Source organism: Nonlabens ulvanivorans (assembly GCF_000732625.1).
Classification (GTDB): domain Bacteria; phylum Bacteroidota; class Bacteroidia; order Flavobacteriales; family Flavobacteriaceae; genus Nonlabens; species Nonlabens ulvanivorans.
The window spans coordinates 595,666-619,454 of the sequence record NZ_JPJI01000026.1 but is presented as its reverse complement, the minus strand read 5'-3'; the positions used below and the strand labels follow the sequence as shown (position 1 = coordinate 619,454).

Sequence of the window (23,789 nt, the reverse complement as noted above, 5' to 3'; positions counted from 1 at the left end):
TTTCAACTTAAGGTTTATTTAAGCGAGATTATATTCCCATTTAACACCGCTCAATCGATCGTGGTATTCAATGGCTTCATTAGTGCGTACCTGACCAATTTCTTTTACCAGATGACAACTAGAAGATCGTTGAGATTTCAGTTCATATTCATGAAGCCAATTTGTTAATTCTTGTTGCTGTACGGCTGTCCTGTTTGGGAAAATTACTTTAATCCTTTTTAAATTGATGCGATGCGGTTTAGGTGTTAATCTTGCGCGATAACAATTCTGTTTTCTGCACAACCAGCGGTATAAATGATCTGCGTTAAAATCTCTCATCATGCGCTTTGATTCATAACTCCTAGGATCAAAATCTTTATTAGTTACTAAAACACGATAACCTTTTGCGGTCTCGTATATTCTGAATCCCAGTTGATGATAATCCTTTTTTTGTGCTGTTTTCTCAATCTTGCGCAGCATTAACTGTTTTTGAGAATACGTTCTTCTGAAGATAAGGTCGCTTACAGAAGATGAGTATTCATCAATATCAATAAACATTAATTTTTTAGAATTTAATACCAGTGCACCATATCTATTTCTGGTAATGATATTATCTTGATTAATTGTTTCTATAATCTCTTCTCTGATGTCTGCTTCATAATCTCTATTTCTGCCTAGCTCGCCATTGATTCTTTTTTGAGCGTTGTTAAGTTTGAGAATAGCATCTTTAATAGCTTCATCTTCAGAGATATTAGAACCTCCATAGGTGGTAGAGAGTTGTTTAATTCCATTTATAGAGAGTTCTCTAGAATATTTCATCCAAAATTTGAAAATTCTCATAACTAAAAATTCAAGTCACCTAATAAATAAGCGAGAAGTAGCGATAACCCAACGATAATTGCTATTCCTACTATTACCGAAACCCAAGACGTGCCACCTTTCTTTATAATAAGTTCTTTTAATGCAGTAGGGTCTTGAAATTGTTCATTCAATTTCTGAATTTCTCTTTCGGCATGTTTGAGGTAAAAGTAATTTGCCGTAAAACCAATGGCTAGTGAATAGAAGATTCTAATTGCTATATCTACCGCACCATTCTCACCAACAAGATTAAAAGTAACCTCGGACTCAACAAGGATGATGGCAAATAAAATACCTGCTTCACGATACATTTTTCTATAAAGTAGCCAAGTGATACCAAATAAAAATGCGTAGAAATTAAAAGATAAAACACTACCGTTTTTTAAGCTTTCCCATTTCTCTAAATAATAAGCTCGATTCTCACCTACAAAGGCGGCTAATTCCCAGTTGGTTTCTCTGTCTGTATTTAATGGGTCGTTCATAATTTTTATCTATTAATTTTATGGATGGTCGTATGATTTGGTTTCAATAATAGTTCCTTGCCGGTTGTATGTTTTCCAAACACCAGTTTTTTTAAAGTTGGTTTTAGTGCCTTCTTTATATAGGGTGCCGTTTTCATAATACTGTTTGTATACGCCTTCTTCAACACCTATTTTGAATTCTTTCACGCATTGTAGTACGCCAGTGTCATAGTAATGATTCCATAAACCATGGTTCTTACCATTAACCAGTTTTCCGGTACTACTTATTTGACCATTTTTAAAGTATTGTGTTTGCAATCCATGCGCTTGATTGTTGACATGATTTTCAATTAAAGATAATTCGCCGCTGTCGTAATAACTTTCCCATTTACCAGTACTGTTACCATTATTATCGAAATGTTTGAGATATTTAAGTTGATGATTGTTTTTAAAATAGCTTTTCCAAGTACCAATTTTTACACCTTGCTTAAAATCGCCTTCCATGTAAAGTTCTTGCGAGTACAGTGTTTTTTGAAAACCATCTAGAACATCATTTTTATAATTTTGAATTGATTTTTCGTCTCCATTTTCAAGATAAGAAATCCATGTACCCGTTTTTTTATCGTGCAGTAATTGCCCTTTTGTTTTAAGGTTTCCTGAAGGATAATAATCTGTAAAGGGTATAGGAGTACTATTCTCTACTGTTTTTAATTCTTGAGATTCTTTTAATGCTGTACTAGAATTTTTACACTGTATAAGTATTACACATATTAAAACACATTTTAGTATTGATACAAGTCTATTAATAAAGTGCATAGGTGAGTTGTTGATGTTTTTAATCTAATGACTAGATTAAAATTATAATATTAGTAAGATACTGTCGTCACCTAAAATAAAAGAACCTCATCAAAGAAAATTCCTCTAACCGTTAAAAACTTATTAAAAAAAAGCTCTAAAATCCTGTGATGGATTCTTAGAGCTTTAAAGGATTGGGTATGACGAGAAGTCAACTTTTTTAAGTTCACTTCTATGTGTAATAGGGCATTACTTTTTAATGACTAGTTTGTGTGTGCTTTTTTGATTTCTAGTTTCTAACGAAATTAAATAAACACTATCGTGATTTAATTGCTGTACTTCTTTCTCAAAGATATTCTCACCTATCATTAGATTAGTTAATAATGTAGTATCAACAACAGATCCTTTTACATCATGAATAGTTAAGGTAACGTCGTCTAATGTTTTTAAGTTAAAGGCTATTTTTAATTGACCATAATTAGGATTAGGATAAATTCTCAAGTTCAAATGGTTGATACTTGATTCATTTAAATCATCTATAGATAAAGAACTTGATTTCTTAATTTTAACTTTAAAGATTTGATGGTTTGCGCTGCTTTGGGTGCCGTCATTGATAAAGAAAATATTAGGTTGCGTACTACTGATTCCACCATATATATATCCTACTAAAGTACTGGTTGTCGTTAATTGATCGAGTTTTAATACTTCGTTGTTAAAACGAGGAAAACTTAAGTCTGGAATAAACTCTGCACCAGCACCTAGAAGTGATGGCATTACTATAGGTAATTTATACTCGGCCATACTGCCGGTTTGATCTCTAGTGACTCTGGCAATAGTGTTTACAAAAGGGACATTGTCATCTTGCACTAAAGTGCCTGCGTTATCATAGAACTGTGCGATACCACCAAAGAATACCGTATGCATCTCATTATCTGTAGCAGAATAAATAGGTAATACTGGGCAATGATAATGATTGTAGTATTGTTGGAAGGTATTATTTACAGTGTAGTTATTGGCGTCTACAGTAACTGAATTTAAAAAAGGTAGGTTAGCAGTAGGCTGAAAAATACCCGAGAACATCGTAATTCCTTCGCTACCATTAGGCAAAATTTGAGACTCCGCATTATAATCTCTTCGGTGCAAGTTGGCGCTATCGATATATGGTGCAAGATGTGTTACGCTAATGGTTGTGCCATCATCTGTAAGATTAAATTTTCTAATCGCATTGGTATATTCTTGTATAAAACCAGGTCCATTGTTAGGTCCCATAGGATTATATCGCCCAATAAATTTCTGGCCACCTAAGAGATAAAAAGTATTATTAATTTTTTTGAGGCGTCCACCAGTAACTTGAAATTGCGTATCTGTAATTTGTCTAAAATAACTTGTAAAGCTGGTGTTATTTATAATAGCATTAATGACATCAGGTACTTTAATCGCAGTAAGTTTATCAAAAGTAGTATGATCATTTGCTGTAGGGCTGTAGCCATAGCCACCTAGACAATACAGGTAATCGTTTTCCTGATAAAACTCCATATTAGTAGCACTTAACTGCTCTTGAATACTGGAAGGTAAAGACGTTAATGGAGCACTCCATTTTTGCAGTGATACAGGATCTACGACGATCAGTTCATTATTATGTCCTGCTACATCAAAAGATGCCCATGGTTGCCTGCGATGTAGTCCATCTAAACGACCACCTAGAATCAACCACTTTCCATTTGCCTGACCAAATGCATAGGATTGCAAGCCACCTAATTGAGGAATTGTAATAGGTTCTAGGGTGATTTCAAAAGGTGCTACTTGTGCATGAGTTGCATTAAAAAGCAATACACTAGCAATAGTAAAAAGAGCTGTTTTTAGATAATTTTTCATAAGGTACACATTGTCATACTCAAATGTAAAGGCATCTTTTAATTAGTTGAGTAACAATGGCTACACTAAGGCGTTTTTTTACTAAAGATTATTATTAAGACCTGTTTTTATTCCTAGTTTCTCAATTCCAGATTTAAATTTTTTGGAAAAGAATATTTCGGTAGAGTCATGATGTTGACCTGTACTTTTTGCTTTGATATTGATATGATGAGTTTTTAAAACTTGTCCTAAACTATCTGGATCATTGGTAAGTATTGAAAAATCTCTTTTAGTATGGAATTCTACCACTCCTGTTCCTTGATAATATTCAAATTCATTTCTGAAATTTTCTAATAATGCTTTGTCACTTTCTGTCAGCCATGAAAAAGAGAGTGTATTATTTAATCTATTAACTCCTTGTTCCTTCTTGCCGGCTAAAGTTTCTAACATTGCATAATTGATCAATAAATTCAAATCCTGCTGATTAACAACTACTGGAATTTGGGTCAGGTTCAAGGCTTTTTGATAACTTTCTATTGCTTTTTGACTTTGACCATTGTAGTCATAAAGTCCACCTTCTATATGATAGTAATCTGTTGATTCTCTTTCTTCTTCTGGGATTTGTTTTAAAACTTGAAAAGCTAGGTCTAAAGTATCTTTCTCAATATAAACATCTATTAATTCATATCGTATAGCAGTATTGTTTTGATCAATTTCTAACGCCTTTAGGTAGTTAACTTGTGCTTGATTTAAATGACCATTCATTCTATGGACTTGTGCTTTACGGATCAATTCAGAAACTTGTTTTTCTTCTGTGTCTGATAAGTTACTCTTACAGCCAATAACTATTAGAAATAAGAGTAATAGATAAGTGATGTTTTTCATTTCTATAGAAGATCAATGTTTCTGTTAATTCAACTAAATATAGTTTTATATACTTAGTGCTTAAATATTATATCGTAGAAAATTCTTCTAATCATTGCAAATACTGTTAAATACCAATAAAAAAGACCCATACACAAGTATGAGTCTTTTACTTAGAAGTTAATTATTATCACAAGGTGTTAGCGTCTAACTTTTCGCGTAAGCGGTATGTGTATTTTTGTATTATAGCCCAAAGTTAATACCGACCACAAAGGCGCCATAACTGCGACCGCTGGTGATACTATGCACATAGTCCACACGGAACGGTCTGAACTTACCAAATCCAATATTATCAATTCCGGCACTGGCCTCAAAATAAGGTTTGCGGTCTGTAAACAGCGCTTTACCACTTAAAATGAGGTCATAGTTAAGCTTATTTAATCCTGGGATTTTACCTAGTATAAAGCCTTTAAAATCGTGTTGTAAGTGTACTTGTGCATAATCGCTGTTTGTACTGTAGTCATAGTAGTTCAATAGACCAAAACCATAGGGATTTAAGGCTTGTAACTTATAACGTAACCTATTCCCATTAAAGTGCTGGTAGTCTAAAAATGAGATGCCATCGCCATTAATAAAAGTACCACCGTTTACCCAGTAACTACTGCGTCCTACATTACCCATGTCAAATGATTGATAAAGGCTTGCTCTAAACTGGTGATAGTCATAGTTGCTGTTGTCTGAAGCGAGTGCACCTTCATAGTTAAGAGTAATGGTTGGGTATTTTTCGTTATTAATGTTATACTTCTGATCTGGATAGCTCTGGAATTTCTGTCCTGGTCGTATGGTCAGTCCTAGACCTACTTTTACCATCTCGTGCTCATCGATTAAGGCAAGTCTGCTGTTGTCCAGCTGTAATGGATTATTCCTTGTATAGTCTACGTCTGACTGTGAGAAGAAAACCTGGTCTGTTGTGTTGGTTAACGGCTGGCGTCTTTCATAACCGACATAAGCGTTTGCAAATAGTCCGTTGATGAGTTCTTCACTATAGCTAGCTCGGGCATAATCGACTTCATAGAATTTGGCATAATTGCGTTCAAACAGTAAGCTGGATAACGTGTTTTCCATCGTCGATATAGGATTACTGTTATTGATTTGCTGTACAGCGGTACCACCAGACAGTCGCAGGCTACGCCTGTTTGTTCTATTAAATCGATAATAGATGGATGCGTTGTAACGCACGCGATCATCAGAGAATCCGTAGTCTGCATCTACACTGGCATATAGGTATTTGTTATAATCCTCATCATATCCTTTTGAATAAAACAGTCCAGTACCTAGTACATAACCTTGTACTGTATTAAAACCTTTAAAATCTGTGACACCTTTATAACCTATAGAACTGCGGTTATTTGAGTTACGATAAGTATAACCGGTCAGTATTTCAAGCAGGTCTAATTTATTATTTACGGCATCAACACTGTCCTTATATTTTGGGTCGTTGCGCACGGCAGATATACTGTCCTTCTTAACGTACTCATCAGTCTCGGCAACGGTAAGTGGTGTAGGACGTTTTGCATTCCAGTAGGTGCTGTCCTTTTTGTTAGCACCATCTGCAAAGCTCAACACTTCTGGGCCAAAATATTTTTTATCAAATTGTGGTTTAAAGTCATAGTTAGTATAGTTTGCTATAAAACGACCGTAACCTTTAAAGCCAAAAAAAGCAAATTGAAAATCGATAGACTGCGATCTTTTTATCCAGTCACCACTTGCTTCTTCATAGGTAAAAGATTGATTAAAGACCAATTCTTCAATGATAGGCACGTTGATGTTCTCGCCACGAGTGGTTAACTCTACACCATAAATGGTCCAATCATCTTCTACAATATAAATCGTACCGTTAAAGGTGTTGTCCTTAGGTCTGCGAGAGCTTACCTGTATTTTATTGATTAAAAAATTATTATCGTCATAAAAGGTACCTAGCAATTTATATTCATAGTATCCTAGTGCATAGTCTGCGATAGGCGATACGATACGATTGTTTAAATCTATGTTATTGTTATAGAAGTCGAAGTTGGCACTCTCGGCACTGTTAACAGAAAAGCCATTATCATCACCACTGACTTTGCTGGCCACGATACGTTCTTTAAAATTGTCTGGTGCGTCATAAGCGATTTCGCTCACGGTTTCAGACAGGTAAACGATACCGCTGCGCGTTAAAGAGTCTAGTGATCCTTCTAGATCACCTATCTCTTCACCTAGAAATTTCTCTGGGACATCATCCATATACCAGAAACCACGCGAGTAAAAATCTGCCGTATAGCTCGAGAATTTCTTACGGTTAGCTTCTCTATTGTTAATCGCCTCACGTATGATGCGGTAAGCAGGATCCTCACCATTTGTGATTACCACAGCGTCGAGTGTGGTCAACTCTTCAGTAAGCGTAATATCTTTAGTAACCGCAGTACCGTTAAGCACTATTTCTACTACTTGTGTTTTATAACCTAGCGATTTAAAAACGACATTATAGGTTCCGTTTTCTGGAAATGTAAGAGTGTATTGACCACTATTATTAGTAGTTGTTCCTATGTAAGTACTTTCAACATATATAGAAGCAAAGGCGATAGGTTCTTTTTGATCATCATATAAAGTACCAGATAATTGCGCTTGCGCGAAAGCAAAACATAAAAGCATTACGGTACATAGAACATTTTTCATAGAAGAGTTAGTTTGGTGGTTCACCTACAAACGAATTTACGGCTCGTTTTGTATATAGACGAAACATTTTTGAAATGGTTGTCTGAGATTTAAAATTGAAGGGTGAGATATATGTGAAATTAGGTCAGTGTATGTTTGTTGAAGATGTTTTTATCAAATAAAAGAATTTACTCATTCCTGTTTTTCTTTTGATAAATTCTTGCTGCAAGTGCGGTTTTCCTTTTTATTCTTTGTCGTAAGTTTCTTGGTTTAAGGACTTCAATCGACTCGCCGAAACCTAGAATTAATCGCTCTAATTCAAAGTTTAAATTTACAAATATTTGAAAAGTCATACTACCATCTTCCTGTAAAGAGATAATTTCTTGAGAATGGTGAAACGGTTTAGTGACAACATAAGGAGCATTTGTCTTATTGACCTTAAAGACTACATGAGCCGTATGATGATGGTCTAAAACGGTAACACCTACCGTATTTTTATAATAATCTTTGGGGTTGATTTGAGCATATTGATAGTCGATTTTTAGATCATAATCTATTTCGATAATTCTGTCTAGAGCTAGCGTTCTAATACCATCCTCATTTTGCACTAGTCCTATGACAAACCATCGGTTATTATATTCTCTTAAGAACTGTGGATGAAAAGTCATATGTTGAGGTTGTCTCGCCTTAAATGATTGATAGGTTAGAATAATGACTACTTCTTTTAAAATCGCCTGGTATAATTCGTCTAGGTAATCCAGACCTTTTAAATTCTCATTTTTTTCTAAATAGATGATGGATGGTTTCTCACTATTCTCAGTGTGAATTTTATCTTGAAGTTTATTTATGATAACTTTTAATTCATCAAAGAATGAAAAATCCTTAAACTGACGCAGCATTTCCATGGTTTCTGTTAATACAGACATGTCAGCTTCTGTAACTGGAATATCTGTAATGGTGTAATTAGGATCACTGTATCTATAATACTTACGGTCATACACCTCAATAGGCGCATTATAACCTAGTTTGTCACTACGCATCATTTGAATATCAAGCTGGACAGTTCTTGTACTTACAGAAACATCTCGCCCTTCATAATCATATAAAGTTTGCGAACAGTATGCTACTAAATCTGCTAGTGTCCATGTGCGATATGTGTTTTGTAAACATTTATCAATGGTTTTATACCTGAGTAATGCATTTTTATTTACAGCCATGATTTTTAAAATATTGATTATTAGGCACCTATTAGGTTTTTGAATGTGTCTACATGCAATGATAGATATTTAAATTTTAACTACGCAAAAAGACTGCGCAGTAAGGTGTGCATATTTGTATCATAGTTAAACAAAGGGTATGAACCCGTAATGAGGTGCTGCGTCATACAGAGGATATGGCGCAGCTTATTAAAAGAGAAGATGGAAAAAGAAATTAAAATAACAGGAAAAGAGATAGTTGCATTGGGTTACCCTAGCGCACATTGGTTTAAAGATGCGATAGCTTTTATCAACCAAAATCAATTAAATCAACAAGATATGGAGGCTTATTTAGAGCAATTTAGATTGCCACCAGAGATGGAGTTATTTAAGAAGCCTATTTCTTATAGCTTAAACATTCAAGCCGAAAATGAACAGGAGCAGGATAATGTAGATAAAGTGATAGCAACAATGGATGCTGTAATGAGAACTCCGACAGTAGTTAGTGGTGCCGTCATGCCAGACGCTTGTCCAGCAGGTCCGGTAGGAACGATTCCAGTTGGAGGAATAGTTGCTACTAAAAATGCTATTCACCCAGGTATGCATAGTGCAGATATTTGTTGCTCAGTTATGCTTACGGATTTGGGAGACATAGATCCTAAAATCGTCTTAGATATGGCTCATCAAACTACTCATTTTGGTCCTGGTGGCAGACCTAGAGGAAAACAGTTTGCCTTACCTACAGAATTGAAAGAAGAGTTTAAAAACAATTTCTTTTTACATTCTGAGAGAGGTTTGTCTCTTGCTCAAGAACATCTTGGAACTCAAGGTGATGGTAATCATTTTCTATTTGTGGGTAAAAGTTCATTAACAGGTCATACAATGCTTGTAACTCATCATGGTTCAAGAGCGCCTGGAGCAAGACTTTATTCTCAAGGTATGAAAGTTGCAGAGAAATTCAGGCAACTAATTTCTCCACAAACTTTAAAACAGAACGCGTGGATTCCATTTGAAACTCGTGAAGGCAAAGAATATTGGAAAGCTCTTCAAATTATTAGAAAGTGGACTAAATTAAATCATGAATTAATCCATGATACGATAGCTCAAAAAGTTGGTGCTTCTGTTGAGAATAGGTTTTGGAATGAACATAACTTTGTTTTTAAAGATGATGATATTTTTTATCATGCAAAAGGTGCGACACCGTTGAATCCTAAGTTTATGCCCGATATAACAGGTCCTCGATTGATACCGTTAAATATGTCAGAGCCTATCTTAATTGTCGAAGGAGATACTACAGATGATAATTTAGGATTTGCTCCTCATGGTGCAGGTAGAAATATGAGTCGATCGCAACATAAAAGAAACTTAGCTCATAAAACGAATGAACAAATTTTTGAAGAGGAGACAGAAGGATTAGATATTAGGTTTTATTCAAATGAAATTGATATATCTGAATTACCTAGTGCTTATAAAGACGCTGATTCTGTAAGAAGTCAAATGAGTGAATTTGGTTTAGGTAAAGTGATAGAGAAAGTGATGCCGTATGGTTGTATCATGGCAGGCGATGTCGATAAGAATGCCCCATGGAGAGTGAAAAGACGTCGTAAACAAAAAAGAAAATAATGTTTAAAAAGAAAGCTCTAACTATGGTTAGAGCTTTTTTAATTCATCTATTTAATACGCATAGTTGATGATTTTAAACTTCTATAAATGGTATTGCCATAGATTCTATAGTTTTTGAAGTATTGTACTTTTATATATTCTTGATTTGAATTTATTGTGAAATTAATTGAAATAGCCTGATAGTCGATTCCCATTATAAGACCGGTGTGAGATAAAGTCGCTATGCGTGGTTGATGCTGATTTGAATTATAACTTATGACATTCAAATCACTGAACCAGTTATCTTCAATAGATATCTTTATGTTACTAGAATTTAGAGGTTTTACATTAAATGATTGTAATTCTTCTTGTTGTTTTTTAGATACTTGGAATATGGTTAGAACTAATATAATAATGCTTAAAGCTTTGTTTCTATGTTCAAATACATTTTTTCTATATTTAATCAATCCACCGATCACATGAATTAAATACCCAAAACAAACCAGATTCAAAATAGCTATTAATACATGTATAATATTGTCTAACATTATTTACTTTTAATTAACCCAGCATCCTAACAGCCCAGCAATCTAAAACTTAAAATAAAACCTACATCTCCTCTGCAAAGAAAATAGCATTCATTAATAGTTTATTTGTTCCATACCAGAAAGCTCTAAACTGTGTGTTGTCAGTAAAACCTATAACATCACCTCGCCCATAATTGTTATGCTGAAATGGAACCGTATTTTTCAACACTTCTAAATTCAGGTCTGAGATATAACCACTCATCAAAGGGTTATCTGTATAACGTATCGGGTTTCTGAAAGAGTCTGAATGAGGTTCAATAAATAGTCGTGTGTTTCTAAACATAGGTAATTGATCATCTTTAAATCCAAATGCGATAGGATGTGAACGATCTAGTTGAGTTTCAAAAATGGCACCACCTATATTTTGTGCTCCATAAAAATCAGAACGTTGTTCAAAGGTGATGTTGTTTGCTGGATTATCGATACTCTTAAAAGTAAGCGGTAATAATTTAGAACTACTCATCCATCTTAACGCACTGCGATAACCTATTAAAGTTCCACCAGCACGTGTCCATTCTTTAAGTTGATCGACAACCTCATTTTCTGGGCTACCATAGGTTGCTGGAACAATAATGGTGTTGTAGCGCGATAAATCTTTACGATTAATATCATTAACATCTATCTTAGTTACCACCATGTCATAACGCTGGTCTAGTAAGTGCCAAATCTCGCCAGCATCATAAGGATTAATTCCATCGCCTATTAATAAAGCAACTTTAGGTAAGGTTAATGCTCTAAACTGTCGAGAACCTAGATCGATGCCTTTAGTAAGTCCAGATTGAACACCATAAAAGCTTATGCCTTCATGGATGGCAATATCTCCTAGACGATCTGCAAACTCAGACGCATCCCATTTTTGATTTTGAACAGGAATTAATATGGTTCCATAGTCATAATCTTTACCTTCAATAGTAAATTCTTTCATTGCCACCTTTGCACGTATTCCTTCAGAAAGCAAAATATTTAAAATCTTAGGCGTTTTATACTCATTCCACGGCATGAGATAAGCATAGTCAGACGAATTTATTTTACCAATACCGTTCTTATATGCTAATTCATCCATAGCATCATTTAAACTAGCATTCTCATCATAATCCATATCAAAGGCTAGCGGAAAAGTCCACGCACTGATATCATAAAACAAACTGTCTAGAAAAGTGGTGCGTTTTTCAAACATCGCTTTAATCAATCGCGAATTCTTTTGATTTTTTGGAACGATGTAAGCATAGTCCTTTTTGTAAGTTTTACCGTTTTTAGTGACATTATTTTTTAAAGAACGCACTTCTATTTTGTGCCTCATTAAAATATCTGCAAGTGCATCAGTTCTACCAGCATCAGTATAATCTCCGAAAATGATGGCACCATTATTATTTTCTTTACGAGCATCGGCATAAAACTTTTTGTGATAATCTAGGATTTCTTGACGCATACTTACTGCGGCTTTTAGTGTAGAAATGCCTGCCGTAAACTGGTTGCGTATAGTAAATGGAAACGTCAACACTCCATTTTCAGAATTTTGAGCATGTCCACGAGAACTAGCTTGCTCAAAAAGAATTCCTATAGAGCCATTAACGTCTGGGAACGTTGATCCTTTACCATAGTAGAAGTCGTCATAGCTTTCTTCAGTATAATAAAGTGATCCTATTTTATCTAATTCTGCTGCATGAAAATCTCCTATTTTACGAGTCAGCTGTTGATTCATTGCTGGTGTTAAGGGATGCGTGCGTGATGGAATTCCTGGCTGGAAAAAGAAAGTTGCATTAGTTCCCATCTCGTGATGATCTGTTAGAATATTAGGCATCCAATTATGAAAGGTCTCAATTCTTGCTTGAGATTCTGGTAATTGAACAGGTAGCCAGTCACGATTCATATCAAACCAATAGTGATTAGTGCGTCCACCAGGCCATGCCTCGCTATATTCACGGTCATAAGAATCTGGATTTATATTCTCATTTTTATGTTGGTTGACCCAACCAGCAAATCGCTGCAATCCATCTGGATTAAAACTAGGATCAAAAAGTATGACGGTATTATTCAGTAATTCATCCATCTCAGATCCTTTTCCAGCAGCAAGATGATAGGCGAGAAGAAGAGCCGCATTTGATCCACTGGGCTCATTACCATGTATAGAAAACCCTTGATAAACTACGATAGGCATATTTGCGGTAGATGCATTGCTGCCATCAGATAATGCTATGTGATCAGCCTGTATCTGTTCAATATTTGCATGGTTTTGAGGCGACGTAATTGTCAGTAGCAACAGTGGTCTTCCTTCATAAGTGGTGCCTCGATTTTCTAAAGTTATGCGATCTGATTCACGCGCCAGAACACGCATGTATTCTGTAAGTTTATCGTGAGTGACATGCCATTTTCCCGGTACGTAACCTAGTACTTCTTGTGGTGTAGAAATCTCACTATTGTAAGTGGTTGATGGATTTGGTAAATAATAGCTTAATGTAGGATCGACTAGTGTTTGTGCTGTTAACGCTTTCGCGAAAGCGAGACAAGCCACCATCAGTATTGCTTTATACATAGTAGGTTGTTAAAGTTTAAAAATAAAAAAAGCCTTTCAAAATGAAAGGCTTTAAGAAATCTTTGTGATGTACTTATATGTCATCAAAACTAACGTCTGTGAAGCTTTGTGCTGCTTCAGTAGTTTCTGTTTGTACCGTTTCTGTTGCATGAGCAGCCGGATTATAATCTGCCTGATGTCTTTCTGAAATGACCGTATCACCTTTTTCTTTGATGATGAATTGTGTCATTTCTGCAAGAGTACTTTCAAACTCTGCAAAATCTTCTTTATAAAGATAAATTTTATGTTTTTTAAAGTGAAAACTACCATCGTCATTGGTGAACTTTTTGCTTTCAGTGATGGTTAGGTAATAATCATCTGCTTTAGTTGACCTCACGTCAAAGAAATAAGTGCGTCGTCCTGCACGTACTACTTTTGAAAAAATATCTTCTTGATCTTTGTAATCTCTATCGCTCATTATGCTATTTCAAGGTTGTCAATAAGCCCAAAAATATAAAAAAATGTTAAATGGGAAAGAGATTATCGGTTTATTGTGTGAAGTAGTTGATAGTTTGTGGTTTAAAAAGGGATTTAAAAAGGTTAAACTATCATGTTTTTTTAGAATCGCTAGATTCTAGATTATTTAACGATCGTCTTCCATCATTTGATTTGTATACAGTTCTGCATAATAGCCATTGTTTTTAATTAAAGAGTCATGATTGCCATTTTCAACAACACGACCTTCATCTAATACAATAATTTGATCTGCATTTTTTGCACTACTTACTCGGTGACTAACGATGATAGTGGTAGTGTTTTCAGTCACTTTTTTGAGATTATTTAGAATTTTTTCTTCAGTTTCTGTGTCTACCGCGCTTAGACAATCGTCAAATAATAAGATTTGAGGTTTTTTGATAATCGCTCGTGCTATTGAAACACGTTGCTTTTGTCCACCACTTAAGGTTATACCTCGTTCACCTAATACCGTATCATATTCTTTAGTGAAGTCTATAATGTTTTTGTGAACTACTGCATTTTTTGCAGCTTCAATTATTTCATCCTTACTAGCATCCTTTTTACCGAATGCAATATTATTACCTATTGTATCAGAGAATAGAAACGCATCTTGCGGTACATATCCTATAGCCTGTCGTAATTTATCAAGGTTAAGGTCTTTAATAGGGTAGTCGTCTACTATTATAGTGCCGTCGGTAACATCATATAATCTACCTATTAATTCAAGTACGGTAGATTTACCACTACCGGTTTTACCTAAAATGGCTAATGTTTTACCTGCTTCAATAGTGAAGCTTACATCTTTAAGTGCTTGTATATTAGTATCCTCATAAACAAAATTCACATGGTTAAAAGTGATGTTTCCGGTAACCGGCGTATCTGTTTCAACCATGTTTTGAATTGCGGGATTGATATCTAGAAATTCGTTGATACGTTTTTGTGATGCGGCTGCTTGTTGTACCATATTAGTTACCCAACCGACAACGGCTACTGGCCAGGTTAACATGTTGACATAAATTAAGAACTCTGGAATGACACCTACTTCAATAATGCCTTCTGCTGCTTGTTTTCCTCCTATATATAGGACTAGAATGTTACTAAGGCCTATAAGTAAGACCATTAAAGGAAAAAACAAGGCTTGAATACGAGCTAGGTCTATGTTTTTTTCTTTACTGTCATTTGCAACAACAGTGAACTGCTCATTCATTTGTTGTGATAAATTGTAAGCCTTTATAACAGATATTCCGCTAAAAGATTCTTGAGCAATCGTGTTTAAACTAGAGAGTTGTTCTTGAACCAGTTTTGAACGTTTCTGAATCTCGCGGCTAACTAAATATATCGCTACTGATAAAAAGGGAAGTGGTATGATGGTGTAAATAGCTAGAGTAGGAGCCGTGTAAATCATGGCAGGTATCACTACAGCAAATAAGGTAATCATATTAACACTATACATTAAAGCTGGTCCCATGTACATGCGTACTTTTGAGACGTCTTCGCTAATACGATTCATTAGATCACCAGTTCGGTTTTGCTTGTAAAAGCCTAGTGATAATCTTTGATACTGATTATAGATGATGTTTTTGAGATCATATTCTAAATGTCTAGATACCACAATAATTAACTGACGCATTACAAAAGTAAGTCCTGCAGAAAGTAATGTTGTACCTAGAATAATACCGATGTATAATAACAATTGATCATTGAGAAATGACTCATCTGTAATGTTACCATTACCCCAATCATTAAGTAAGTTGATGATTTTACCTATATATTTAGGTAAGAAGATGGAAAGTACTCGTGCAATTATGGTTACTAGAAATCCTCCTAGCAGTTGCCACTTGTACTTTACAAAAAGTTTATTGAGCTTTTTAAGTTCCTTCATAATAGGTAAAAATCCTTCAAAGAATTTACTTTCTATATTCTAAACGCGAATTTAAGTCAGTGTTATTGTTAAGTTGCTAAAATGACGTTATTTTTGCACGCTTTTTAAGAGTATTTAAAACAGCCATTAAAAAATCATTCATGTCTCAACATACTACATTGGAAAAGATTATTAACCAAGATCCTGTTTTTGGACAGTTGTCTTTTGACGATCACGAACAAGTCGTTTTCTGTAATGACAAAGATACAGGTTTAAAAGCCATCATAGGAATTCACAATACTGTTCTAGGTCCAGCTTTAGGTGGGACACGTATGTGGCAATATGACAATGAATGGGCTGCATTAAATGACGCTTTACGTCTTTCTCGTGGAATGACATTTAAAAGTGCTATTACGGGATTAAATCTAGGTGGAGGAAAGGCCGTTATAATAGGTGATGCCAAAACTCAAAAAACTCCAGAAATGATGCGTCGTTTTGGAGAGTTTGTACATTCTTTAAGTGGAAAGTATATCACTGCCGAGGATGTAGGAATGACTACAGGTGATATGGATACAGTGCGTGAGGTAACGCCATATGTTACCGGTATTTCTCAAGAAAAAGGTGGAGCAGGTAATCCATCTCCTATAACTGCATATGGTGTGTTTATGGGAATGAAAGCGGCTGCAAAATATAAATATGGAAGCGATGTTCTAGAAGATAAAATTGTTTATGTAGAAGGAATAGGTAATGTAGGAGAAACCCTTGTAGAATATCTTACTCAAGAAGGAGCTAAAGTTTATATCGCAGATATTAATCAAGATCGTTTAGAAGAAGTAAGTTCAAAGTACGGAGCAAAAATCTATACAGGCGCTGATCTTCATGCCGAAAAGATGGATATCTATGCACCATGTGCATTAGGTGCCACGGTAAACGATAATACCATCCAGAAATTACAAGCAGATATTGTTGCTGGAGCAGCAAATAATCAACTAGCAGATGAAAGTAAACATGGTATGCTTCTACAACAACGTGGTATTGTTTACGCACCAGATTTCTTAATCAATGCAGGTGGAATTATTAATGTTTATGCAGAGTTAGAAGGTTATGACCGTTCTGAAATCATGCGTAAAACAGAGAACATATATACTACGACCATCGAGATTTTAAACAAAGCGCAACAAAATGGTGTGACTACTCATACCGCAGCGTTGCAAATTGCACAAGCTCGTATTGATGCTCGTCGTCAGGAAAACCGTGGATAAGTTGCCAGTAAAGTAGTAACTTTGTCCTTTCAATTATGGTCCGTTGGGCCTTATTAATATTTAAATAACGCTTCCGCGAAAGCGTATACTTAAAAAACGTTCTTATGCTTACCCGTCGACAACTACGTATCAAAGTGATGCAAGCCATTTTTGCTTTTCAGAAGCAGGAGAATGCAGAGATTAAAGAATTTGAAACTTTCTTAAATCAAAGCATGACAAAGACCTATTCTTTGTTTTTATACATGACTCAATTACTTGTAGAAATACACAAATTAGCAGAGGATAAAGTAATTAAAGGACAGCAACGTCATCTGGCAACAGATTCTGATCTTAATCCAACCCGTAATTTTATAGATAATAAAATACTAACGAAACTGCGAGAAAGTCAGGTTCTAGTTGATGCTCTTAAACAGCGTGATCTTAAACCATGGCATCTTAATGTTAGATATGTTGAAAATCTGTATAACCAGATTACAACGAGTAAAACATATGTCATCTATATGAGTGAACCAGATCAGTCGCTTAAAGCAGATCTTAAATTCTTAACTCAAATATATACAGACATAATTGCTCCTAACGATGAAATTCTTGACTTTTTAGAAGATGAGAATATCACATGGACAGACGATTATCCATTAGTAAACTCTGCTATGATAATGTTCTTGCGTAAGATAAAACCTGGAAAGGAAATTAAATTACCAGAGCTTATTAAAGATGAGGATGACGTAAAGTTCACGATGGACCTTTTTAGAAAAACTTTGTTTAATAGAGAAGAGTTTCTAGAACGTATTGAAGGAAAAACACCTAATTGGGAACAAGATCGTATTGCACAAATCGATCTGGTATTAATCATGATGGCGCAATGTGAGTTCCTTAAATTCAATAGCATACCAGTTAAAGTAAGTCTTAATGAATATTTAGAAATATCTAAGGATTATTCTACTCCTAAAAGTAGCTTCTTTATAAACGGTATCTTAGATAACCTGTCTAAAGAATATGAAACAGAAGGTGTTCTTAATAAATCAGGTCGTGGCTTGATGTAAATCGTTCTTTTAGTTACATTTGCAATACTCTAAAAAAGAATTTAAAAATTATATTATGAAAAAATTGGTTTTAATGGTAGCTGCTATAGCTACAATGGCAATTACAGGTTGTAATGAGAAAGCTGCTGCAACGATTGATGAAGCAAACTTAACTGCCGCTGCAGAGCGTGAGTCAGTTGCTGGAGATTTTCCTGCAATGACATTTGAGCAGGTAGAGTATGATTTTGGTACTGTTGATGAAGGTACTGTTGTAGAGCATGAATATAAATTTAAAAATACAGGTAGCGCACCACTTATCGTTGTTAACGCAAAAGGTAGCTGTGGATGTACTGTTCCTACTTGGTCTAAAGAGCCTATCGCTCCAGGTGAAGAAGGATCTATGTTAGTTAAATTTAACACTAACGGAAAACCTAATAACCAGACTAAAACGGTTACAATTAAGGCAAACACTGAATCTGGTACTGAGTCTATTCGTATCAAAGGATTTGTTACTCCTAAGGCTAAGCCTGCTGCTCCTAACGCATAATTGATGAATCAAGATTTGATCATGCAATGGGGACCTATTGCACTTATGGTGGTGATTTTTTATTTCCTCATCTTAAGACCACAGGCCCGACGCAGAAAAGAAGAAAAAGAGTTTGCAGAGACTCTTAAAATAGGTGATAAGGTTATTATGTCCAGTGGGATACACGGAAAAATAAGCCAGATCAATGCAGATAAAGGTACTGTTCAAGTTGAAACTGGAGCAGGAAAAATAACTTTTGAGAGATCAGCGATTTCTACTGAGTTATCTAAAAAGCTAACTGCAGCACCTAAAGAAAATTAAGAAGTTTTACTTCGTAAATAAAAAGCCCTTGAGAAATCAAGGGCTTTTTATATTTAAAATTGTCGCTGGTTATAGGTTGTATTGAAGACTTAAAAGAAAGCTTTGCTAGTTATAAGTGTTTGTCCATACCGGGCAACTCTTTCCATCTACCATCTTCGGCGACCTGTTTGAGTGTTAAATTGCGCTGCTCTAATAACTTAGTCATATAGTTTTCTAAGAAAAATTTATCTGCAATTTTGCCTAAAAACCACAATGGTGAAGTGTATGAAAATACATCACGCATAAAAGTGTCACCATTTTCCAATTGTTCGAAATGATGCTCGTGTCTGAAACTTTTAAAAGCTCCACGGAGCATTTCATCTGCAAAAAAATGATAAGGTTCTACGTCAGTGATATGACTAGTGAGTTTTTGCGTTATTCCTAGATGTTTAGCTTGCCAGGTAACGGTCTCGTTTTTCTCAACTAGGCCAGTAGTTCTGCCTGCTACCGCTTTTTCATTAGTGTGTTCTAGTGATAGCATGTGTAAATCGATGCTTCTAGCTAGATCAAAAACGATTTGAATAGGAGCTTTTATATAAGTCTTTAAATGTAACTCTGGCATTATGTATTATTTTTTTCTATAGCGATAGCCTCTATAATATATTCTTCAAGTAATTCAATACCTACCATGTCAGATTCACAATAGCGTAATTGTCTTAATAATTGGGTTTTGCCAGGTTGCGCATTTATCAATGCATTTTTATTGTCTTTTAAAAGAGCACCTTTGTGAAACCATACGGCACAATGATTTTTAAAACCTACCATACCTATTAAGTTTTTACCTTTTAAGGTATAACATGGTGCTCCCCATTTTATGGACTCTTCAAGTTCTGTGTTTTGTAACACATTGTAAATAGTATTGAAATGAGATTTCCATTTTGGAAAAAAGGAGATGTATTCTTGTGTGTTCTTTGCCTTAGGATTTGCCATGTTAGCTGTTATTAAGGATTGTGGGATAAAAAAAACGAGCCGCTAGGCTCGTTTTAAGTATAAATTTCTAATTAGAATCTCCACCCAAAGTTGACTCCACCACGACCAGCAACGGCAGGTAGTTCATAATCTTGTGGGTCACTCGCAATGCCTAAATTACGACCAACTCCAAAACCTATATCTATCAAAAAACCACTGTCGCTTACCCATTTCCATCCTATACCAACACCGATGGCAGCCTCGGTATAAGACTCAGTCCTGTAGCTTCCAGAACCAAAAATATCATTTTCATAATAACCGTCATCAAAGGTGAAAACTTTTACAAATCCTTCTCCATAAAAGCCTTTAGCACCATAATCTTCTTTTGAAAAAAAGTATTGTCTATAATACGGCGTTAAACTAAATGTTTCTATGTATTCAAAATTATCATCGTTATCAAAAATCCCGATATTAAGATCAACTCCAACACCAGAATACCTTCCTAAAACATACTCATATCTTGGGTTGATACCTAAACCAGCAATAGCTGCGACAACATCTAGACTGACTTCATGTTTTTTAACAGAATTGAAACTTTCCATACGTTCTTGTGAATCTGTTAGTTCTTCTTGTTGCCCCATAGCAATGCTTAATGTACAAATTGCAATCGCTGTTAAAATTATTTTTTTCATAGTTTAGTTTGTAGTGACTAGATGTAATTATTGAGATAACGTGCGTCGATATCTAATTTAAAGTTAATCGTTTAACCGTTAGCGTCCACAGCGACTAACTCTGCTATTTTCACAATAACTTCTGTAGCTTTCATCATGCTTTCAACTGGCACGTACTCATAAGGTCCATGAAAGTTATGGCCACCTGCAAATATATTAGGACATGGTAATCCCATATAACTTAATTGAGAGCCGTCTGTTCCGCCGCGAATTGGTTTGATAAGTGGTTCTATACCTAGTTCACGCATAGCTTTCTCTGCCACATCAACAATATGCATTACTGGCTCAACTTTTTCACGCATGTTAAAATACTGATCTTTAATTTCAATGGTTACAGCCTCACGATCATATTGTGCGTTTAAATCAGTAACAAGTTTCATCATTACTTCTTTACGGGCTTCAAAATGGCCACGGTCATGATCTCTAATAATATATTGTAGTTCTGTTTTTTCCACTGCACCTTTCATGTTGTGTAAATGAAAAAAGCCTTGATAGTCCTCAGTATGTTCTGGAGTTTCCATTCTAGGAAGTGACTCGATAAACTCTTGCGCTATATACATAGAGTTAATCATCTTACCTTTTGCATATCCTGGATGTACAATTTTACCATGGAATGTTACCACGGCTCCAGCAGCATTAAAGTTTTCATATTCTAACTCACCTATCTGACTACCGTCCATTGTATATGCCCAATCTGCTCCAAATTTTTCTACATCAAATTTATGTGCGCCACGTCCTATTTCTTCATCAGGTGTAAAGCCTACTTTAATAGTACCGTGTTTTATAGATGAATTATCAATCATTATCTTCATTGCAGTCATGATTTCTGTGATACCTGCTTTATCATCTGCTGCGAGTAGGGTAGTACCGTCTGTGGTTATTATCGTTTGCCCTTTATATTGAGTTAAAGATTCAAAATAGTCTGGTGTTAAAATAAGGTCACTGCCTTTAAGCGGTATATCTCCACCATCATAATCATGGATGATTTGAGGTTTGATATTTTTTCCTGTAAAGTCTGGCGTGCTATCAAAATGTGATATGAAACCTATAACCGGAACATCATGATCAACATTAGATGGCAGTGTAGCCATGACATATGCATTCTCATCAATACTCACATCACTCATTCCCATGTCAGTTAGTTCTTGATGAAGCTTACGTGCTAGATCCCATTGCTTTTCGGTACTAGGTGTAGTCTCGCTGTTAGGGTCAGATTCTGTATCAATAGTGATGTAGCTAATAAATCTGTCTGTAATTTCTTGTTTATTGATCATTTAATATCTGTAAATAGGTCTGTATAATTGATTAAAGTAACTCTGTCGTCGCAGTTGTTGAAGCGTGTAGTTTGAATTACTATAGTACGGATTTTGAACGGTAAGACTCGATGGTCTAGATAAAGTACTTTGTTGTTGTTCCTGTTGTTGCTGTCTTTTACGTTCAAAATGAGCAACTACAAAAGGTATGTATTCTTTCTCTTCTAGATCTTGTTTTTCTCTATAAATAGCCATCATATCTATTCCTTCTCGACCTGGTGTTACAGAGAATGCTCTAGGATCGTTGCGCAGTATTCTACTATCAAAACTTAGTTGAACCTCAATTTGTGCTTGTGGCAATACATATAAATTGAATTGTTCTAGGTTGCTGTCGTTGTCTATTTGTGAGTTAGCGTTCCAACTTATCAAATACAATAGAATAATATATAAAACATTCCTTTTCATAGGTTAAAGATAGCAATTGTGTTCCGCTTTCGCGAAAGCGATACTCTTAAAGTTCTTCTACTTGTGTAAGGCCTAGTTTTATACCTTTTTCAATCATAAAAGCATAGGCTGCATCATGTTCATTAGGGATATCGCCATCGAGGATGGAGTTTTTAATCGCGCTTTTGATCATACCTATCTCTCGACATGGTTGTAAGTTAAAAGCTTTCATGATTTCCTCTCCACTAACTGGTGGCTGAAAATTACGTACATGATCACGTTCTTCAACTTCTATAATTTTATCTCTTACTTTTTGGAAGTTGTTATGGTACTTTTTAAAGCGATATGGATTTTTTGTAGTGATGTCTGCCTCACATAATGTCATTAAGTCTTCAATATGATCGCCAGCATCATGGACTAGTCTGCGTACAGCACTATCTGTAGCACTTTCATCAATGACTGCTATAGGTCTAGAGGACATGCGCACCATTAATTGCACAAATTTCATTTTATCATTAAGTGGCATCTTTAAACGTTTGAAAAGATGATAGACCATCTTAGCTCCTTTAAATTCGTGACCATGGAAGGTCCAGCCTGCTTTTTTACTAAATTTCTTTGTCGGCGCCTTACCTATATCATGTAATAAAGCAGCCCATCGCAACCATAAATTGTCTGTCTTGCGAGAGATGTTATCGACTACTTCTAGGGTATGATAAAAGTTGTCTTTATGTTTCTGACCTTCTACTTCTTCAATGCCTTTTAGTGCAGTAAGCTCTGGCAAGAAATAAGATAGCAAACCTGTTTTCTCTAATAAAATAAATCCATGAGATGGCTCATTACACATCATGATTTTATTTAATTCTCTGATAATACGTTCGTTTGTGATGATTTTAATGCGACTTGCATTATTCTTTATACTGTGAAATGAATCATCGTTAATCCTAAAGTTTAATTGAGCAGCAAATCTAATGGCTCGCATCATGCGTAATGGGTCATCACTATAAGTAACGTCCGGTGCTAATGGGGTTTTAATAATCTTTTTTTCAAGATCTGCCATTCCATTAAATGGGTCTACTAAAAGTCCGTAGTTTTCTGGGTTTAATGAGAAAGCCATGGCGTTAATGGTAAAGTCTCTACGGTTTTGATCATCTTCTAGAGTACCATCCTCAACGATGGGATTGCGGCTATCTCTAGTGTAACTTTCTTTGCGAGCACCGACAAATTCAAGTTCAAAATCATCGGTTTTTACCATGGCGGTACCGTAGGTTTTAAAAACAGATACCTTAGTGCTTTGCGGTAACAATTTTGCTACATTTTGAGCAAGTTCAATACCGCTGCCTACTGCGACGATATCTATATCTTGTTTTGCACCACGTTTGAGAAAATAGTCTCTTACAAATCCACCTATAACATATGCGTCAACTCCTATTGCTGCTGCAGCTTCACTAATGGTTTTGAATACTGGATGTGAGATTGCATCTTTAAATTGCAGTTGCTCCATGA

22 protein-coding genes are annotated in these 23,789 nt (G+C 35.3%); 5 read left to right on the top strand and 17 right to left on the bottom strand.

Going from position 1 to position 23,789, the window contains the following annotated elements; translation table 11 throughout:
• Nucleotides 1–18: 18 nt before the first annotated feature.
• The 7 genes from IL45_RS06705 to IL45_RS06675 form a co-directional block, all read right to left on the bottom strand.
• Nucleotides 19–798: a hypothetical protein gene (locus tag IL45_RS06705; RefSeq protein ID WP_146128673.1), complete on the bottom strand. Its 780-nt coding sequence runs from the start codon at nucleotides 796–798 to the stop codon at nucleotides 19–21.
• A gap of 23 nt (nucleotides 799–821) precedes the next feature.
• Complete coding sequence (locus IL45_RS14770; RefSeq protein WP_051788678.1) at nucleotides 822–1,319, bottom strand: DUF2628 domain-containing protein; 498 nt, start codon at nucleotides 1,317–1,319, stop codon at nucleotides 822–824.
• 18 nt (nucleotides 1,320–1,337) lie between these two features.
• Nucleotides 1,338–2,114, bottom strand: coding sequence for a toxin-antitoxin system YwqK family antitoxin (locus tag IL45_RS06695; protein ID WP_036581782.1), 777 nt, complete (start codon nucleotides 2,112–2,114; stop codon nucleotides 1,338–1,340).
• A 228-nt stretch (nucleotides 2,115–2,342) separates the two neighbouring features.
• The gene (locus IL45_RS06690) at nucleotides 2,343–3,968 is read right to left on the bottom strand and encodes a T9SS type A sorting domain-containing protein (protein ID WP_036581780.1); all 1,626 of its coding nucleotides are present in this window, start codon (nucleotides 3,966–3,968) and stop codon (nucleotides 2,343–2,345) included.
• Nucleotides 3,969–4,049: 81 nt separating this feature from the next.
• The gene (locus IL45_RS06685; protein WP_036581777.1) at nucleotides 4,050–4,832 is read right to left on the bottom strand and encodes a tetratricopeptide repeat protein; all 783 of its coding nucleotides are present in this window, start codon (nucleotides 4,830–4,832) and stop codon (nucleotides 4,050–4,052) included.
• A 222-nt stretch (nucleotides 4,833–5,054) separates the two neighbouring features.
• The gene (locus IL45_RS06680; RefSeq protein ID WP_036581775.1) at nucleotides 5,055–7,526 is read right to left on the bottom strand and encodes a DUF5686 and carboxypeptidase regulatory-like domain-containing protein; all 2,472 of its coding nucleotides are present in this window, start codon (nucleotides 7,524–7,526) and stop codon (nucleotides 5,055–5,057) included.
• A 167-nt stretch (nucleotides 7,527–7,693) separates the two neighbouring features.
• Nucleotides 7,694–8,722 carry a helix-turn-helix transcriptional regulator gene (locus IL45_RS06675; RefSeq protein WP_036581773.1) on the bottom strand — a complete coding sequence of 343 codons (1,029 nt, stop codon included), beginning with the start codon at nucleotides 8,720–8,722 and terminating at the stop codon, nucleotides 7,694–7,696.
• A gap of 201 nt (nucleotides 8,723–8,923) precedes the next feature.
• Between IL45_RS06675 and IL45_RS06670 the strand changes: the two genes are divergently transcribed.
• Nucleotides 8,924–10,324, top strand: a complete 1,401-nt coding sequence (locus tag IL45_RS06670; RefSeq protein WP_200875688.1) for an RtcB family protein — start codon at nucleotides 8,924–8,926, stop codon at nucleotides 10,322–10,324.
• Between the two features lie 47 nt (nucleotides 10,325–10,371).
• Here IL45_RS06670 and IL45_RS06665 read toward each other — a convergent pair whose 3' ends face one another.
• From IL45_RS06665 to IL45_RS06650, 4 genes are all read right to left on the bottom strand, one after another.
• On the bottom strand, nucleotides 10,372–10,851 hold the full coding sequence (locus tag IL45_RS06665; protein WP_146128672.1) for a hypothetical protein: 480 nt from the start codon (nucleotides 10,849–10,851) through the stop codon (nucleotides 10,372–10,374).
• Between the two features lie 61 nt (nucleotides 10,852–10,912).
• The gene (locus tag IL45_RS06660) at nucleotides 10,913–13,423 is read right to left on the bottom strand and encodes a M14 family metallopeptidase (RefSeq protein ID WP_036581768.1); all 2,511 of its coding nucleotides are present in this window, start codon (nucleotides 13,421–13,423) and stop codon (nucleotides 10,913–10,915) included.
• Nucleotides 13,424–13,496: 73 nt separating this feature from the next.
• A complete protein-coding gene (locus IL45_RS06655; protein ID WP_036581765.1) occupies nucleotides 13,497–13,880 on the bottom strand; it encodes a PUR family DNA/RNA-binding protein in 384 nt (127 codons plus the stop codon).
• A gap of 165 nt (nucleotides 13,881–14,045) precedes the next feature.
• Nucleotides 14,046–15,800, bottom strand: coding sequence for an ABC transporter ATP-binding protein (locus IL45_RS06650; RefSeq protein WP_036581762.1), 1,755 nt, complete (start codon nucleotides 15,798–15,800; stop codon nucleotides 14,046–14,048).
• A 140-nt stretch (nucleotides 15,801–15,940) separates the two neighbouring features.
• On the opposite strand from IL45_RS06650, the gene IL45_RS06645 reads away from it, so the two are divergent.
• The 4 genes from IL45_RS06645 to yajC all read left to right on the top strand — a co-directional run bounded on the left by IL45_RS06645 (nucleotide 15,941) and on the right by yajC (nucleotide 18,910).
• Nucleotides 15,941–17,041, top strand: a complete 1,101-nt coding sequence (locus IL45_RS06645; RefSeq protein ID WP_036581759.1) for a Glu/Leu/Phe/Val family dehydrogenase — start codon at nucleotides 15,941–15,943, stop codon at nucleotides 17,039–17,041.
• 104 nt (nucleotides 17,042–17,145) lie between these two features.
• Entirely contained in the window at nucleotides 17,146–18,084 is a 939-nt protein-coding gene (locus IL45_RS06640; protein WP_051788677.1) for a transcription antitermination protein NusB, read from the top strand.
• 55 nt (nucleotides 18,085–18,139) lie between these two features.
• Nucleotides 18,140–18,610 carry a DUF1573 domain-containing protein gene (locus IL45_RS06635; protein ID WP_036581755.1) on the top strand — a complete coding sequence of 157 codons (471 nt, stop codon included), beginning with the start codon at nucleotides 18,140–18,142 and terminating at the stop codon, nucleotides 18,608–18,610.
• A gap of 3 nt (nucleotides 18,611–18,613) precedes the next feature.
• On the top strand, nucleotides 18,614–18,910 hold the full coding sequence (yajC, locus tag IL45_RS06630; protein WP_036581753.1) for a preprotein translocase subunit YajC: 297 nt from the start codon (nucleotides 18,614–18,616) through the stop codon (nucleotides 18,908–18,910).
• A 109-nt stretch (nucleotides 18,911–19,019) separates the two neighbouring features.
• Here yajC and IL45_RS06625 read toward each other — a convergent pair whose 3' ends face one another.
• The 6 genes from IL45_RS06625 to IL45_RS06600 form a co-directional block, all read right to left on the bottom strand.
• Nucleotides 19,020–19,511, bottom strand: a complete 492-nt coding sequence (locus IL45_RS06625; protein ID WP_036581751.1) for an SRPBCC family protein — start codon at nucleotides 19,509–19,511, stop codon at nucleotides 19,020–19,022.
• Nucleotides 19,511–19,879: a DUF1801 domain-containing protein gene (locus IL45_RS06620; RefSeq protein WP_036581749.1), complete on the bottom strand. Its 369-nt coding sequence runs from the start codon at nucleotides 19,877–19,879 to the stop codon at nucleotides 19,511–19,513. The genes IL45_RS06625 and IL45_RS06620 overlap by 1 nt, the downstream gene beginning before the upstream one ends.
• Before the next feature lie 71 nt (nucleotides 19,880–19,950).
• Nucleotides 19,951–20,550, bottom strand: a complete 600-nt coding sequence (locus tag IL45_RS06615) for a hypothetical protein (protein ID WP_051788676.1) — start codon at nucleotides 20,548–20,550, stop codon at nucleotides 19,951–19,953.
• A gap of 71 nt (nucleotides 20,551–20,621) precedes the next feature.
• On the bottom strand, nucleotides 20,622–21,863 hold the full coding sequence (gene pepT / locus IL45_RS06610; RefSeq protein ID WP_036581746.1) for a peptidase T: 1,242 nt from the start codon (nucleotides 21,861–21,863) through the stop codon (nucleotides 20,622–20,624).
• Nucleotides 21,864–22,307 (bottom strand): hypothetical protein, encoded by a 444-nt coding sequence (locus IL45_RS06605; RefSeq protein WP_146128671.1) that lies wholly within the window; start codon nucleotides 22,305–22,307, stop codon nucleotides 21,864–21,866.
• A 46-nt stretch (nucleotides 22,308–22,353) separates the two neighbouring features.
• The gene (locus tag IL45_RS06600; protein WP_036581741.1) at nucleotides 22,354–23,787 is read right to left on the bottom strand and encodes a CCA tRNA nucleotidyltransferase; all 1,434 of its coding nucleotides are present in this window, start codon (nucleotides 23,785–23,787) and stop codon (nucleotides 22,354–22,356) included.
• Nucleotides 23,788–23,789 lie beyond the last annotated feature (2 nt).